Origin of the sequence: Streptomyces roseifaciens (assembly GCF_001445655.1) — a bacterium.
GTDB classification, from domain to species: Bacteria; Actinomycetota; Actinomycetes; order Streptomycetales; family Streptomycetaceae; genus Streptomyces; species Streptomyces aureoversilis.
Map to the genome: position 1 here is coordinate 22796 of NZ_LNBE01000004.1, position 15404 is coordinate 38199.

Genomic DNA, 15404 nt, shown 5'->3' on the forward strand with positions numbered 1-15404 from the left:
ACGGATGAAGGCCGTTTCCCGGTTGACGTCCGGGCCCTCCTCCGATGCCCTGTCCGACGGCGCGCGCCGCGCCGCGCCGCCCCCGCCGCCCGCGCTCCCGCGCCACGGGACGGCCCGCGCGGTGGCCCTCTACCTGGCGGTGTCGGCGGTCGGATTCGCGGTGCTCCTGCTGGTGAGCCGCCATCTCGGGCGAGGCCCGGAGGTGCTGCTGTACCGGTGGGACAGCGGCAACTACCTGCACATCGCCAAGCGCGGCTATCCGGGGGAGATCCCCTACGGCCCGGACGGGGAGCCGAAGTTCAGCAGGCTCGCGTTCTTCCCGCTGGTGCCCGGGCTGATCCGGTCGGTGCGGCTGGTGACGGGGCTGTCCCTGGCGTGGTCCGGGGTGGTGGTGTCGTGGACGGGCGCCGCGGTGGCCGCCGCGGGGGTGTTCCGGCTCGTGCGCGCCGTCGGCGGGCGTCCGGGCGCCGGGTACGCGTGCGTGGCGCTGTGGGCCTGCTCGCCGTACGCGTTCGCGCTGTGGGTGCCGTACTCGGAGGGCGTGTTCAGCGCGGCCCTGATCTGGGCGCTGGTGGCCATACTGGCGCGGCGCTGGCTGACGGCGGCCGCGCTGTGCGTCGTGGCGGGGACGGTGCGGCCGAGCGCCACGGTGCTGGTCGGCACGGTCGTGCTGGCCGCCGGGTGGGAGCTGGTGCAGCGCCGGGGCGGCCGGCGGGCCTGGGTCGCGCTGCTGACGGCGCCCCTGGGGCTGCTGGGGAGCTGGCTGTACCTGGGGAGCAAGGTGGGCCGGGTGGACGGCTGGTTCGAGGCGGAGCGCGCGTGGGGCCAGTCCTTCGACTTCGGCGCGGGCACCGTGCAGGTGCTGAAGGGGATGCTGCTCTACCGGCACGCGGGCCGGATAGGCGACCTGCGGTCGGCCGCGGTGATCGCGGTGGTGGTGCTGGGGGCGATCGGGGTGCTGGCGCTGGCGCGGGACCGGAAGGTGCCGTGGCAGCTGGTCGTGGCGGTCGCCGGGGCGTGGGTGCTGATGGTGGGGACGCCGGGTTCGCCGCTGTCCAAGCCACGCTTCATGCTGCCGTTCCTGCCGGTTCTGCTGCTGTTGGCGGCCAGGCCGCTCGCCCGTGCTCCGCTTGGGGTGCGGGTGTGTCTCTACGGTGGGGGTGCGGTGGTCTCGGGGTGGTACGCGGCGGGGTTGCTGGTGCTGTTCGAGGGGTCGCCGTGAGGGGCGCCGGGCGCCAGGGCCCTGAACACCCAGGCGCGGTAGGACCAGAAGCGGAAGAGCGTGGCGGCGCCGATGCCCAGGAACTTGAAGAGGTTGTTCTGGAACGGGGTGTCCCAGCCGAAGGAGTACGTGGCGACGTAGAGCACCCCGTTCTCGATGACCAGCCCGATGGCGCTGAAGGCGGCGAAGAGGGCGACCTGGCGGCTGCGCCGGCTCCGGTCGCGGTCGCGGTAGGCGAAGTGACGCAGGCCCAGGTAGTTGAAGGCGATGGCGACCACGGTCGCGATCACGCTGCAGCGCACCACCGGGAGGCCGGTGACGGTACGGCAGAGGTTGAAGACCGCGAGGTTGACGACGATGCCGAGGCCGCCGACGGCGCCGAACTTGGCGAATTCCCGGCCGAGGGCCGCGAGCCCCGACGTCGCCGCTGGTCGCAAGGGTCGCAAGGGCCTCTCCCATTACGGTCGTCCCGGTATGGCCGCCACGCAAAGCAGACATTTGCCGCAGAGAACTGATTGTAGTGTAAATTGCCGCAAAAACTGACACAGTGCGAAGATGACGGCGAGGACAGTGGCATGACAGAGGCGGTACTGCTCGTCGGCGGCAAGGGGACCCGGCTCCGGCCGCTCACCCTCAACACGCCGAAGCCGATGGTCCCGGCCGCCGGAGTGCCCTTCATCGCCCACCAGCTGGCCCGCGCCCGGGCCGCCGGCGTCGGCCACGTCGTCCTCGCCACCTCCTACCTCGCCGAGGTCTTCGAGCCCTACTTCGGCGACGGGACCGCCCACGGCCTGCGCCTGACGTACGTCACCGAGAAGGAGCCGCTCGGCACCGGCGGCGCCATCCGCAGCGCGGCGGAGGCCCTCACCACCGGCCCGCGCGGCCCCGTCCTCGTCTTCAACGGCGACATCCTCACCGGGCTGGACATCCGGGGCCTGCTGCGCCGTCACGAACAGGCCCGGGCCGACGTCACCCTGCACCTGACCAGGGTGGCCGATCCCAGGGCCTTCGGTCTCGTCCCCACCGACGCCGACGGGCGCGTGCTGGCCTTCACGGAGAAGCCCGGCCGCCCCGAGGAGATCGTCACCGACCAGATCAACGCCGGCGCCTACGTCTTCCGCCGCGACGTCATCGACACCATCCCCGCCGGCCGCCCGGTCTCCGTCGAGCGCGAGACCTTCCCCGGCCTGCTGGCCTCCGGCGCGCTGCTGCACGGCGTGGTCGACGCCTCGTACTGGCTGGACCTCGGCCGCCCCGCCTCCTTCGTCCAGGCGTCGGCCGACCTCGTCCGCGGGGTGGTCCGCTCGCCCGCCGTCCCCGGCGAACCGGGCGAGCACCTGGTGCTGCCCGGCGCCCGCGTCGAGGAAGGGGCCCGCCTGTCCGGCGGGACCGTCGTCGGCGCCGGTGCGCACGTCGAGGCCGGTGCGGACGTCGAGGGGTCCGTCGTGCTGGACGGCGCGCACATCGGGGCGGGCGCCCGGATCCGCGCCAGCATGATCGGCCGGGACGCCCGGGTCGGCCCGCGCACCGCCCTGGACGGCGTGGTGATCGGCGACCGTGCGGAGGTCGGCGCCGACAACGAACTGTGCGACGGCGCCCGCGTCTGGTGCGGCACGGCCATCCCCGACGCGGCCATCCGCTTCTCCGCCGCCTGACGCCGGGTCGGCCCCGGCTCCCTCCGGCTCCCAGAAGTCTCCGATGTCTCCGATGCCTCCGACGCCCTCCGGCCCCTGCAGTCCCCCTGCCGACGAACCCACGAGGACCGAGCCCATGAGCGCACCACACACCCCCGCCGCGGCGCCCCCGCTGCCCGCCGAGTGGGGCAGCACCGCGACGACCGTCGTCATGCCGACGTACAACGAGGCGGCGAACCTGGCCACCATGGCGGAGGCGCTCATGGCCCTGCCGCTGGAGGGCCTGCGGCTGCTGGTCGTCGACGACAACAGCCCCGACGGCACCGGGGCCATCGCCGAACAGCTGGCCGAGAAGTACAACGAGCCCGGCCGGACCCGGGTGGGCGTCCTGCACCGCACCACCAAGGACGGGCTCGGCCGCGCCTACGCCGCCGGCATGGCCCGGGCCGTCGCCGAAGGCGCCTCCTACGTCCTGCAGATGGACGCCGACGGCAGCCACCCCGCGGAGAAGATCCCCGAGCTGCTCGGGGTCGCCCTCGCCACCGGCGCGGACGTCGTCGTCGGCAGCCGCTACGTGCCCGGCGGCTCCCTCTCCGACGCGTGGGGCGCGCACAGAAAGGCCCTCTCCCGCTGGGCCAACGCCTACGCCAGCACGATCCTGGGCACCCGCGTGCGGGACATCACCGGCGGCTTCAACCTCTGGTCCGCCGCCGCCCTGGACGCCATCGACCTGGAGACCGTCGACAGCGCCGGCTACAGCTTCCAGGTGGAGATGAAGTACCGCGCGCTCAAGGCCGGGTACACGGTCATGGAGGTGCCCATCCACTTCGAGGACCGCACCGCCGGCGAGTCGAAGATGAACCTGGCCGTCCAGCTCGAATCGGTGGTCATGCCGTGGCGGCTGCGCACGAGGTCGGCCCGTGCTTCCGGCCACCGTCCCCGCTGAGCGGGCGGCCCCGCCCGGGGCCGCCCGCCCGGCCCGCGCAGCGGCGGCCCGCGGGCCCGCTGCCGCCGCCGTCCTGCTGCTGGCCGTCCTCCTGCTGCTGATGACCGTACGGCTGCCGTGGTCCGGCGACCTCGGCATGCACGCGGCCGTCCTCGAACGGCTGCGCGCCGATCCCCTCCACCCCGGCAACCCCCTGGTCGACGCCCCGACCCCGAGCCCGTACTACTCGCCGTGGACCGTCCTGCTCGCCCTCACCGGATCGGCCACCGGCTGGGGCACCTTCACTGTGCTGCGCCTGGGAGCGCTCGCCGGGCTCGTCCTCCTCGGCACCGGCGTCCACGCCTTCGTGCGGACGTTCACGCGCAGTAGGACGGCGGTGCTGCTGGCGGTGCTGTGCCTGCTCCTGCTGTACGGAGTGAGGCTTTTCGCGTGGAGCGGCGTCCTCGGGCTCACCTCGATTTCGCTCACTCTCGCCTACCCGAGCACGTTCGCCTTCGGCATGGCCTTCCATCTGTGGGCGCTGCTGCGGCGCGGCCCGGCCGCCGCGTGGGGCACGGCGGCCTTCCTGGGGCTCGGGCTGCTGCTCGCCGGGATCCTGCTCACCCATCAGTTCACGGGCGCCGTCGCGGCGCTCGGGGCCGCCGCGGTGCTGCTCGGCGCGCGGCCGTGGCCCGGACGGGCGGTGTGGGTACGGGTCGCCGCAGCGTGCGCCCTGGCCGCGGCGGTGCTCGCCTGCTGGCCGTACTACGCGTTCTTCTCCCTGCTCGGGACGGGCGGCCTGGACGGCATCCACCGGCCGCTCTACGACCACCTCGCGACGAAGTTCTGCCTGATCGGTCTCGGCGCGGCCGCGCTCGTGCTGCGGGCCCGGCGCGACCGCCGTGACCCGCTGGTGATCTTCTTCTTGCTGGGGCTCGCCGTCTTCGCGGCCGGCGGCCTGAGCGGCCATCAGGCGTGGGGCCGGATCCTGCCCGCCGTCCTCGTCCCCGCACAGCTCGCCCTCGCTCTCGAAGCGGCCACCGGCAGCCGCCGCACACGGATGGCGCTCGTCCCGCTGACGGCCGTCGCCCTGTTGGCGGGCGCGTGGACGCAAGCGGGGGTGCTCACGTACGTCCTGCGCCCCCAGGCCCTTCCGCCCGTCCTGCGCCACATCCACACCGTCGCGCTCTGGCCGCGGTTCACCTGGGCGGCGCGTGAGGTGCCCGCGCGGCAGACGGTGATGACCGACAACTACTACGCGCTGCGGATGCTGCCCGCCTACGGGCCGTACACCGTCGCCCCCGCCTATCCCGACGTCTTCCTCCGCGACGCGGCACGCCGCCACGACGCGACCCGCCGCTACTTCGCCCCGGCCACCTCCCGGGCCGAGCGGCTCGGCATCCTCAAGGAGTACCGCGTGCGCTGGGTCCTGCAGAAGAACGGCGGGCCGGGCCTGGACCGGGGCGATCCGGCCCTGCGCCGGACCGTCCGGGGCCCGGCCGGCTTCCTCCTCGCCGAGGTCGCGCCGTGAGCGCCGCGGAGGCCGCGAGCCGCCCCGACGCCCTCGGGAGGTGGCTGCGCGGACGGGCCCCGTGGCCGGTGCTGTCCGCGGCCCTGCTGGTGCTCGCACTGGACGTCGTGCGGGTGGTGCAGGGGCCGCGGATGCCCGGGATAGACAACGCGGTGGTCGTACGGGCGGCGCGGGCGCTGCTCGACGGCGGCTCGCCGTACGCGGACAAACGGTTCCTCTATCTGCCGGGCGCGGTGTTCGCCGCGGTCCCCGAGACCGTGTTCGGCAACGAAGCGCTGGCCAGGGCGGTGCCCGTCGTCACCGCGCTGCTCGTCCTTGCCGGGGTGGTGCTGGCCTTGCGGATCTTCGGGGTACGGGCCGACAGCCGGCTCGCGGCGGGCGTCGTCGCGGCGCTCGGCGTCTTCGAGCCCTTCCACGGCGTCGTCTACCTCGGCAACTGGACGGCCCTGTCGGCCGTCGCCTTCCCCGCCGCCCTGCTGCTCGCCCGCCACGGGCGCTGGTGCGCGGCCGGGGCGGTGGTGGGGGCGGCCATAGCGCTGAAGCCGATGCTCGTGCCGCTGCTGCTGCTGTTCGTGCTCGCCCGGCGGTGGCGGGCGCTGGCCTGGGCCGTGGGCGTTCCCGCCGCCGTGTCGCTGGCGGCGGCCCTGGCGATGCCGCGGCCCGGGCTGTTCTTCACCCGGACGCTGCCGTTCCTGCTGCGCGGGCAGGACGCGTACGCCCGCCCGTTCGACGCCGCGTGGCCGTCCGTGCTGCCCCGGCTCGGCGTGCCGGAGCCGCTGGCCCTCGCGCTCGCGGCCGGCGCGGCGGTCGCGGTCCTGCTGTGCGCCCGCCTGCGGTGGCGGGCCGGCGGCGATCCGGCCCTGCGGCTGGTGGAGTGCGCGTCGCTGCTGATGCTCGCGGCGTTCCTGGTGTCACGGCCGTCGTTCCAGCACTACATGCTGGTCGTGCTGCCCTCGCTCGCCGCGTCGCTGGTGGTGCGCGCCGCCGCGGCGCGCTCGGTGTGGCTGTGGCTGCCGCTGCTGCCGGAGGTCGCCGGGGTGTCGTGGCCGCACCTGGAGACGGCCCGCAGGCACGCCTTCCGCGACGTCGTACTGATCACCGGGGTGACCGCGGCCCTGGCCCTGCACGCCTGGCGCACCCGCTCGGACCCCTCGGGGGAGGTGACTGTCAGTGCTCGCGTCTACGCTTTGAGTAATCGCGAATCCGTCCGCGCGGATGGCGGGCCGCCCGAGCGTGCCCGCGATGCGCCGGACCGCACCGAGACGAGGTGACCGTGACCGCCGCACATCCCGCCCCCGGCCCCGATGTCAGCGTCGTCGTGATCGTCCACAACGACGCCGACCGCCTGCCGCGCGCCGTGCGGTCGGTCCTCGCCCAGTCCCTGCGCAACCTCGAAGTGATCATCGTCGACGACTGCTCGACGGACGGTACCTTCGCGGCCGCCGAGCGCCTCACCACCGCCGATCCCCGCGTGCGGCTCATCCGGCTGCCCGTCAACAGCGGCGGCTGCGGCGCCCCGCGCAACGCCGGGATCGACGCGGCCCGCGCCCCCCACCTCATGTTCCTCGACAGCGACGACGAACTGCCGTACCACGCCTGCAAGTCCCTGCTGCTCACCGCCGAGGAGACCGGCGCCGACCTCGTCACCGGCGAGGTCACCCGCCTCTTCGAGGAGTCCGGCACCACCGGCCTGTGGTACCCCGAGCTCTTCGGGGACGTGCGCCTGGTCCACGGCATCCGCTCCGCCCCCGAGTTCTTTCTCGACCACCTCTCCACCAACAAGCTCTACCGCGCGGACTTCCTCGCCCGCCACGGCCTCCGCTTCCCGGAGGACATGCACTACGAGGACCAGCTCTTCACCGCCCGCGCCCTCACCCTCGCCCGCACCTTCGCCGTCGTCCCCTGGCCCGTCTACACCTGGCGGCTCGCCGCCGACCCCGCCACGCTCTCCATCTCCTCCAGCCGCCACAAGCTGCGCAACGCCGTCGACCGCATCAAGGCCGCCCGGCTCATCGATGCCTTCCTGGAGGAGTCCGGCAACGCCGCCCTGCGGCCCGCGAAGGACGAGAAGTTCCTCCGCCACGACTTCCGCCTCTACCTCGGCGACCTCCCCTTCCGCGACCCCGAGTGGATCGCCGGCTTCGCCGCCGCCGTCACCCCCTACCTCGCGGAGATCGCCCCCGAGGCCCTCGCCGCCATGCCCCGCGAACAGCAGATCTGTCAGTTCCTGCTGTGCGCCGGGCGGTACGAGGAGGCCGCCGAGTGCGCCCGCACCCTCGACCGGCCCCGGCTCGCCCCCCGCCACGTCGTCCGCGAAGCCGGCCGCACGTACTGGGGCCTGTCCCTGCCGCTGAACGCCGAGGAGGCCGCCGGCCTCGACATCACCGCCTGGCGCCTGGACGACCAGCCCTTCACCGCCGGCCCCCTGCGCCACGAAGTGGCCGAAGTCGCCCCCGACGGGCCCCTCCTGCGGATCCGGCTGCGCACCTACGACCCCGCCCTGCTGCTCACCGCACCGAGCCCGGTCGGCACCGAGCTGCGCATCGCCACCACCGGCGAGCCGCTGACCGTGCCCTTCGCGTACGACCCCGCCGCGCCCGGCGAGGACGGCCGCTTCGCCTACCGCACCGCCGAGGCCGTTCTCGACCTGCGCCGCATCCCCGTCGGCCCCAAGGGCTTCCGCGGCCGCAGACACCCCGTCGTCGTCCTCGAACGCCTCGGCCTCACCCGCACCGACCCCCTGCTGGCCCCCGCGGGCCTCGCCCCGCTGCAGGCGAGGATCCCCCAGCGCGGCCCGCTCGCCGCCCACACCGTGCGCGTGGCCTGCGAGGGGCACGGCGCCGGCCGGCTGGAGCTGTCCTGGGAGCGCGCCGGCGCCCTCGGCCGGGCGGAGGCCGCGGCCGGTCGGCTGCAGCCCGTCCGGCGCAGCGTCCAGCGGCTCACCCGCCGCGTCACGGGCCCCCGCATCAAGGCCCTCACCTACCACGAGCTGCAGAAACTGCCCGTGGACGAGGGCCTCGTCGTCTTCGAGGCCCTGGAGGGCCGCGGCTACGCGGACAGCCCCCGAGCCATCCACGAGGAGCTGCAGCGGCGCGAGCTTCCCCTGCACGCCGTCTGGTCCTACTCCGGCAACCGCTCCTCCTACCCCGAGGGGCTCCCGCTGGTCCGCCGCGGCAGCTGGGAGTACGTCCACGCCCTCGCCCGCGCCCGCTACTGGGTGGACTCCCACGGCTTCCCCACGCTCTACGGCAAGCGCCCCGCCACCCGCTATCTGCAGACCTGGCACGGACAGGCCTTCAAGCACATGGGTTTCGACGTGCCCGAGCTGCGGCTGGCCGGCCCCGAGCGGCGGCAGCGCCACCGCGAGACGATCGCCCGCTGGGACGCCCTCATCGCCCCCAGCGAGGAGTTCGAGCGCACGTTCGTCCGCGCCAACGGCTACACGGGCGAGCTCCTGCGCACCGGCCTGCCCCGCAACGACGACCTCGTCCGCTGGGACGACCCCGGCCGCCGCGAGCGCGCCGCCGCCACCCGCGAGCGCCTGCAGATCCCCGACGGCCGCCGCGTCCTGCTCTACGCCCCCACCTTCCGCGACGGCGCGCGCGGCAGCGGCGAGTCCGTCCGGGCCGACCTGGCCGAGCTCGTGCGCTACCTCGGCGAGGAGTGGACGATCGTCGTCCGGCCGCACTACTACGAGCGGTACACCGTCCCCCGCGAGCTCGGCCACGCCGTGCGCGACGGACGCGACTTCGCCGACCTCAACGACCTCCTGCTCGCCTCCGACGCCCTCCTCACGGACTACTCGTCCCTGATGTTCGACTACGCCAACCTCGGCCGCCCCATCCTCTTCTTCACCGACGACTACGAGCACTACCGCGCCACCGCCCGCGGCACCTACTACGACCTGCCCGACATCGCGCCCGGCCCGATGCTCACCACGACCGACCAGCTCATCGCCGCCCTGCGGGACCTGAAGGCGGTGCAGGAGGAGTGGGCCGGGGCCTACGCCCGCTTCCGGGAGCGGTTCAACCCCTACGAGACGGGCAAGTCGAGCGAGACCGTGGTGGACCTGTTCTTCGCACGGGTCCTCGCAGGGGGCGAGGCCCGGTGAAGCGGCGCAACCTCTTCCTCCTCGGGATCGACGTCGACTCCATGGGCGGCTCGCAGCGCGTCCTGCACACGCTCGCCCAGGGCTTCGCCGAGCGCGGCCACCGCGTCGAACTCATCGGCATCCGCCCCAGCCCGGAGCCCCACACCTTCCTGGCCGCCCCCGCCTACCGCCGCACCACCCTCTACCGCACCCCGCCCCCGCCCGCCTGGCGCGCCGTCTCCTTCGGCGAGCGGCTGAGCCCCGCGCGGCTGCGGGCGGCGCGCGCCGAGCGGCAGGAGCGGGAGCGGGCGCGGGAGCGGCTGGCCCGCCGTTTCGCCGACGTCCGCGACGGCATGGTCGTCATCGGCTCGCCCTGGGCGGCGGTGTGGCTGCAGGCGGTCGAGTGGTCCCACCTGAAGGGCATCGGGCAGTACCACGAGTCCTTCCACCAGGCGTGCACCTCCGAGAACCTCCAGCTCATCCTGCGCCACTACCCGGCCCTGGAGAAGGCGGTGTTCCTCAGCGAGCCGGACGCCGCCGAGTTCCGGCGCCGCCGGCTGCCCAACGCCACCGTCCTGCCCAACCCCCTGCCCTTCGCCCCCACGGGCCGGGCCTCCCTGGACACCCGGCGCGTCGGCGCGGTCGGCCGACTGGAGGCCGTCAAGCGCCTGGACCGGCTGCTCGACGCCTTCGCCGCGGCCGCCGCCGCACAGCCGGGGGAGTGGGAGCTGCACCTCTTCGGGGACGGCCCGCTGGAGCAGGAGCTGCGCGCCCGGGCCGACCGCCTGGGCATCGCCGGGCGCGTCCACTTCCGCGGCAGCGTGCGGGACATGGCGGCCGCCTACCGCGAGCTCTCCGTCGTCGCCCTCACCAGCGAGCGCGAAGGCCGTCCCATGGCGCTCGCCGAGGCCTCCGCGCTCGGCGTCCCCTGCGTGAGCTTCGACCTGTCGGGCGGCGTCCGCGAGCTGGTCCGCCACGGCCGCACGGGCACGCTCGTGCCTCCCGGCGAGGTGGAGGCCTTCGCCGCCGCGCTCGGGGAGCTCATGGCGGACGGCGCCCTCCGCGAGCGTTACGGCTGCGCCGCGCGTCAGCACGTCTCGCCGCTGCAGTTGCCTGCCGTGCTCGACCGGTGGGAAGCGTTGTTCGAGGAAATCGACCGTTAGCCGATGGCAGGGGGGAACATGGGCATGAAGCTCGACTGCGAGTTGTCCGTGGCTGGGCGCGCAGTTCCCCGCGCCCCTTTCGGGGCGCGAAGCCGCCCCGGCCTGTCAGCGCCGCGCCACCGCCCACGCGCCGCGCACGCCCGACGCCAGGCGCAGCGCGAGCGAGCCGTTCACCGTCGCGTAGGGCCGGGCCAGCAGGACGCCGTGGCGGAGGCTCGGCAGGGCCGCGCGGTGCAGCCCGCCGCCCACGGCCCGGACGGTCGTGCGGAACGCCCCGCCCGCGCACTGCACCCGCACGCGCACGTCCCACGTCTGCGGCGGGGCCGCGCCGTCGCGGCGGTCGCGGCCCGCGAGCACGGACAGGGGCAGGACGACGCGCGCGGTCCACGCCGTGCCCTCGTCCGCCAGCGGCACGGCGCGCCGCAGCACCGGCCCGCCGTCCCTGCGGCGCAGCTCGACCTCCGCGGCCTCGGGACGGATGGTGGCCAGCCGCCCGTAGAGGTCGTGGACGCGCAGCTGCAGCCGGGCGCGGGCCCGGGCCGCGAGGCGCAGTTCGGCGTCCACGGTCACCGGCAGGTGGTGCGGCGGCACGGCCTCCGGCCCGAGGACGCCGTCCAGCGCGGCCCCGGGCAGGTCCGCCGACCAGACGGGGACGGCGTCGTCCTCCGCGTACGGCGGCAGCAGCCGTGCGGGCCGGGCGGCGAGCTGGGCCAGCCGCCCCAGGTCCCGCGGGGCCTCCGCGGCCAGCACGACCCGGGCGATCCAGCGGGCCGGCGGCCGGGCGGCGCTCAGCTCGGCCTCGTCGTAGCCGGCGAGGTAGCCGCGGGTCACGCGCCACCACGCGTGCCGGTATCCGGCGCTGCGCAGGGGCAGTTCGCGCACGTACATCCGCAGGTCGTGGTCGAGGAACTTCACCCGGGCGGCGCGGGCGAGGGGCTTGCTGCCCGCGTCGAGGAAGACGTCGACGCTGCGCCGGTGGGCGGCCACGCGCGCCTGCCAGTTGGCGATGCGCTCGCGGTCCAGGGACATGGAGGGCGCGGCGGCGTCGCGCCGCACGTGCCAGATGTAGACGGTGTCGGTGACGGTCGCCACGCGCGGCGCCGCCGCCATGACCCGGGCCGTGAAGACGAAGTCCTCGTAGAGGAAGCGGCCTTCGGGGAAGGCGATGCCGTGCTCGGCCAGGAAGCCCCGCGCGTAGAGCTTGTTGACGCACAGGGTGTCGCGCAGGAGCGCCGGGCGGGTCTCGGGGCTGCTGTGCACGGCGGCCCGCCGGTAGAGGGCGGGCTGCCAGCCGGTGTCGCGCCGCTGGGGGAGTTCGCGGCGCACGCACAGGCCGGCCGCCACGGGGGCGCGGTGGCGCAGGGCGGCGCCGAGGAGGGCGTCGACGGCGCCCTCGGGGAGGGTGTCGTCGCTGTCGAGGAACATCACGTACGGGGCCGTCGCGGCCCGTACGCCGTCGTTGCGGGGGGTGCCGCAGCCGCCGCTGTTGGCCGCGCGGTGGATGACGCGCAGGCGCGGGTCGCCGTCGGCCAGCTCGTCGAGGATCGCGGCGGTGCCGTCGGTGGAGGCGTCGTCGACGGCGATGACCTCGGCGACGGCCGGCCCCTGGGCGAGTGCGGAGCGGACGGCGTCGCGGATGTGGCCGGCGTCGTTGAACCCGATGACGATGACGCCGACCTGCGCGCTGGGCAGGGTTCCGCTCTCGTTCACTGTCACGAAAGACAGTTTTACCGATGAATATGTATAAAGCGGGGCATTGGGAATTCCGGGTGTGGCCGGGTCTCCGGCGGGGGTCCGGCCGGGGCAGGGAGGGGCAGTGGCCGTGGGAGTGACGGGATCGGCGGGGCAGGCGGGACCGGCCGGGCCGGCGGAGTGCGCGGAGGCGGGGCGGGAGCCGGGCGGGCCTGCCGGGAGCGGGGCGGAGGTGCCGTCGCCCGGCGAGCGGGGCAGCGGTCCGTCGGACGGCCCGTCCGGCGCGCCGTCCGGTAATCGGCGCGGTGGCCTCTCCGGCGGCCCGTCCGATGGTTCCCCCGGTGGTCTGTCCGGTGGGCCGTCCGGCGGTTCCTCCGGCAGCCCGTCCGGTGGTCCGTCCGCCCGGCCCGCGCCAGCCGCCGCGGGCACCCCCGCCCGCCGGCCGGCCGGGCTGCGCGGTCTGTGGCTGATTCCCCGTCAGGCACGGCCCGATGCCGGGCCCCGCGCCGCCGCCCGCCCCCGCCCCGTCCGCCGGCCCACCCGCCCCACCCGCGCCGCCGTCCTCGCCGTGTCCGTCCCCGCCGCCGTCATGCTCGTCCTCGGCCTGTGGGGGCTGGACCGCGGGACGATGTGGCGGGACGAGAGCGCCACCTTCCAGGTGGCCCGCCGGTCCCTGCCGGAGCTGTGGCACGTGCTCGGCACGATCGACGCGGTGCACGGCCTGTACTACGCGCTGATGCACGCCGTCCTCGCCGTGCGCCCCGACGAGATCGCGCTGCGGCTGCCGTCCGTCGCCGCGTCCGCCGCCACCGCCGCGCTCGTCGGCGCCCTGGGCTGCCGGCTGGCCCGGCCCCGTGTCGGCCTGTGGGCCGGGCTGCTCTACGCCGTCACCCCGTTCGTCAGCCACTACGCGCAGGAGGGCCGCTCGTACGCCCTCGTCGCCACGGGCGCCGCGCTCGCCACCTGGATGCTGGTCCGTGCGGCCGAGCACGGCTCGTACGGGCGGTGGGCAGCTTATGGCGCGGTGGTCGCCGGCACGGCGCTCCTGCACGAGTTCGCGGTCCTGCTCCTCGCGGCCCACGCCGTGACCCTGCTGCTCTCCCGGGTGCCGTGGAGGACTTGGCGGCGCTGGGGGTGCGCCGCGGCCGCCGCCTGCCTGCCGCTGATACCGCTGGTGATCGTCTCCCGGGGGCAGAGCGCCCAGGTCTCCTGGATCCGCACCCCGGGCCGCCCCGAGGCCGAGGCGCTCGTGAAGGCGTTCGCGGGCCCCGGACAGCCCGTCCTGGGCGCCGTGCTCCTCCTGGCCGCGGTCGCACTCCTCGCCCCCGCGCGCGGGCGGCTGCCGGCGTCGCCGCGCCGCGGGGCCCTCGGCCTCACCGCGGTCGCCCTGCCCTGGGCCCTCGTCCCACCCGTCCTGCTCTACGCCGCCGCCCAGTACCAGCCGCTCTTCCTCGACCGCTATCTGCTGTTCTGCCTGGCCGGCATACCCCTGCTCGCCGCGGCCGGCGCCGACCGGATCCTGGGGCTCGTCCCGTGGCGGCGGACCGTGACGGCGGCCGGTGCCGTGGCCGTCCTGGCCGCCTTCGTGGCACAGCTGCCGCTGCAGGAGCGCGAGCGCCTGCCCACCAGCCGGGGCGACGAGCTGGCCCCGGTCGCCGCGGCGGCCGCGCAGCGGGCGAGGCCGGGGGACGCGGTGCTGTTCCTGCCGCTGTACGAGCGCCGCGTGGCCCTCGCCTATCCGCGTGACTTCACCGGCCTGCGCGATCTCACCCTCAAGCGGTCACCGGCCGCCTCCGGCACGCTCTTCGGCGAGGAGGTCACCACCGCCGTGCTGCGCGACCGGCTGGCCCGGCTGCCGTCCGGGAGCCGGGTGTGGGTGGTGGGGGACACCAACACCGTGGGCACCCGGTGGTTCCGCGCGCAGCGGGGGGAGCACGCGAAGACGACCGCCCTGGAGGAGTTCTGCCGGGAGGAGAGGGAAGCGGCGGTGTTCGTCCGCGGCGGTTCGGTATCGCTGTACGTACGCCGTTAGGAGGCGGCGGGATGCGGGTGGTGGCAGCGGTGTCCGAACATTCCGCCGGACTCTCGCCGCGGTGGTGGAGCGCCGCGGCGGAGGCAGGGCTTTCCGCGGTCCGCGCCCGGCACGGGCACGGGCACGGGCTCGGCCGTCCGCCGGCAGGCGCCCGCGTGGCGGAGCGCCCGCCCGGCGAGCCGCCCCGTCACTTCACCGCCCCCGCCATCACCCCGCTCACGAACTGCCGCTGGAAGGCGAAGAAGACCGCGAGCGGTACGGCCATCGAGAGGAAGGCTCCCGAGGCGAGGATGTCGATGTTGTCGCCGAACTGCCGCACCTGCTGCTGCAGGGCGACCGTGACCGGCGGGTGCCCGCTGTCCGCGAAGATCAGCGCGATCAGCATGTCGTTCCACACCCACAGGAACTGGAAGATCCCCAGCGAGGCGATGGCCGGCCCGCCCAGCGGCAGCACCACCCGCAGGAACAGCCGCAGTTCGCTTGCCCCGTCCAGCCGGGCGGCCTCCAGCAGCTCCCGGGGGATCTCCGCGAAGAAGTTCCGCAGCAGGAAGACGGCGAAGGGCAGCCCGAACGCGGTGTGGAAGAGCACCACGCCCGGCGTGCTCTCGAAGATGCCGAGGGTGTTGAAGAGCTTGGCCACGGGGATCAGCGCCACCTGCACCGGCACCACCAGCAGCCCCACCACCGCCATGAACCACCAGTCCCGGCCCGGGAAGTCGAGCCAGGCGAAGGCGTATCCGGCGAAAGCGCCGATGAGGATCACCAGCGCCGTCGCCGGCACGGTGATCAGGGCCGTGGTGCCGAGGGACTCCATCACCGTGTCGTTGCCGAAGAGATTGCCGTAGCTCTCCGTGGTCAGCTGCGCCGGGTGGGAGAAGACCTCCCACCAGCCCGACGCCGCGATGTCTCTCTTGTCCCGCAGCGAGGACAGGAGCAGCCCCACCGTCGGCGTCAGCCAGAACAGCCCGACCACGACGAGGAAGACCCGCATCACCCCGCCGCCCAGCCGCGCGGCGATCCGCGCGGGAAGCGACTGCCTGGCCCGTACGGCCGTGTCCAGCGTGGTCATCGCTGCCGTCCCCTCGTGGCCCTCGTGGTCATCGGCGCCGCCCCCG

Annotated in this window: 11 protein-coding genes; 8 read left to right on the top strand and 3 right to left on the bottom strand. The window is 74.9% G+C overall.

From position 1 onward, the window contains the following. The first annotated feature begins 4 nt into the window (after positions 1–4). Complete coding sequence (locus AS857_RS17230) at positions 5–1222, top strand: hypothetical protein (protein WP_144440877.1); 1218 nt, start codon at positions 5–7, stop codon at positions 1220–1222. Here AS857_RS17230 and AS857_RS17235 read toward each other — a convergent pair. After that, positions 1150–1668 carry a GtrA family protein gene (locus AS857_RS17235; RefSeq protein WP_079110475.1) on the bottom strand — a complete coding sequence of 173 codons (519 nt, stop codon included), beginning with the start codon at positions 1666–1668 and terminating at the stop codon, positions 1150–1152. The two genes, AS857_RS17230 and AS857_RS17235, sit on opposite strands and share 73 nt — an antisense overlap. A 129-nt stretch (positions 1669–1797) precedes the next feature. On the opposite strand from AS857_RS17235, the gene manB reads away from it, so the two are divergent. The 6 genes from manB (at position 1798) to AS857_RS17265 (ending at position 10565) form a co-directional block, all read left to right on the top strand. Further along, positions 1798–2877: a mannose-1-phosphate guanylyltransferase gene (gene manB, locus AS857_RS17240; protein WP_058044213.1), complete on the top strand. Its 1080-nt coding sequence runs from the start codon at positions 1798–1800 to the stop codon at positions 2875–2877. 115 nt (positions 2878–2992) lie between these two features. Next, the gene (locus AS857_RS17245) at positions 2993–3802 is read left to right on the top strand and encodes a polyprenol monophosphomannose synthase (RefSeq protein ID WP_058044214.1); all 810 of its coding nucleotides are present in this window, start codon (positions 2993–2995) and stop codon (positions 3800–3802) included. 100 nt (positions 3803–3902) lie between these two features. Further along, positions 3903–5312: a hypothetical protein gene (locus tag AS857_RS17250; protein WP_144440915.1), complete on the top strand. Its 1410-nt coding sequence runs from the start codon at positions 3903–3905 to the stop codon at positions 5310–5312. Next, complete coding sequence (locus AS857_RS17255) at positions 5309–6583, top strand: glycosyltransferase family 87 protein (RefSeq protein WP_058044216.1); 1275 nt, start codon at positions 5309–5311, stop codon at positions 6581–6583. The genes AS857_RS17250 and AS857_RS17255 overlap by 4 nt, the downstream gene beginning before the upstream one ends. Positions 6584–6585: 2 nt before the next feature. Next, positions 6586–9423, top strand: a complete 2838-nt coding sequence (locus AS857_RS17260) for a bifunctional glycosyltransferase/CDP-glycerol:glycerophosphate glycerophosphotransferase (RefSeq protein ID WP_058046865.1) — start codon at positions 6586–6588, stop codon at positions 9421–9423. Further along, the gene (locus AS857_RS17265) at positions 9420–10565 is read left to right on the top strand and encodes a glycosyltransferase (RefSeq protein ID WP_058044217.1); all 1146 of its coding nucleotides are present in this window, start codon (positions 9420–9422) and stop codon (positions 10563–10565) included. Before AS857_RS17260 ends, AS857_RS17265 begins: the two co-directional genes overlap by 4 nt. A 105-nt stretch (positions 10566–10670) precedes the next feature. Here AS857_RS17265 and AS857_RS17270 read toward each other — a convergent pair whose 3' ends face one another. Further along, positions 10671–12281 (bottom strand): glycosyltransferase family 2 protein, encoded by a 1611-nt coding sequence (locus tag AS857_RS17270; protein WP_245700229.1) that lies wholly within the window; start codon positions 12279–12281, stop codon positions 10671–10673. A gap of 100 nt (positions 12282–12381) precedes the next feature. On the opposite strand from AS857_RS17270, the gene AS857_RS17275 reads away from it, so the two are divergent. Next, positions 12382–14289, top strand: coding sequence for a glycosyltransferase family 39 protein (locus AS857_RS17275; RefSeq protein WP_245700232.1), 1908 nt, complete (start codon positions 12382–12384; stop codon positions 14287–14289). Between the two features lie 187 nt (positions 14290–14476). Here the strand turns inward: AS857_RS17275 and AS857_RS17280 are convergent, their stop codons facing one another. Then, positions 14477–15358 (bottom strand): carbohydrate ABC transporter permease, encoded by an 882-nt coding sequence (locus AS857_RS17280; RefSeq protein ID WP_058044218.1) that lies wholly within the window; start codon positions 15356–15358, stop codon positions 14477–14479. Positions 15359–15404 lie beyond the last annotated feature (46 nt).

Bases quoted from the DNA above. Each gene is read 5' to 3' on its own strand.
- AS857_RS17250 (WP_144440915.1), top strand. From the start codon at position 3,903: ATGACCGTACGGCTGCCGTGGTCCGGCGACCTCGGCATGCACGCGGCC.
- manB (WP_058044213.1), top strand. From the start codon at position 1,798: ATGACAGAGGCGGTACTGCTCGTCGGCGGCAAGGGGACCCGGCTCCGG.
- AS857_RS17280 (WP_058044218.1), bottom strand. From the start codon at position 15,358: ATGACCACGCTGGACACGGCCGTACGGGCCAGGCAGTCGCTTCCCGCG.
- AS857_RS17230 (WP_144440877.1), top strand. From the start codon at position 5: ATGAAGGCCGTTTCCCGGTTGACGTCCGGGCCCTCCTCCGATGCCCTG.
- AS857_RS17245 (WP_058044214.1), top strand. From the start codon at position 2,993: ATGAGCGCACCACACACCCCCGCCGCGGCGCCCCCGCTGCCCGCCGAG.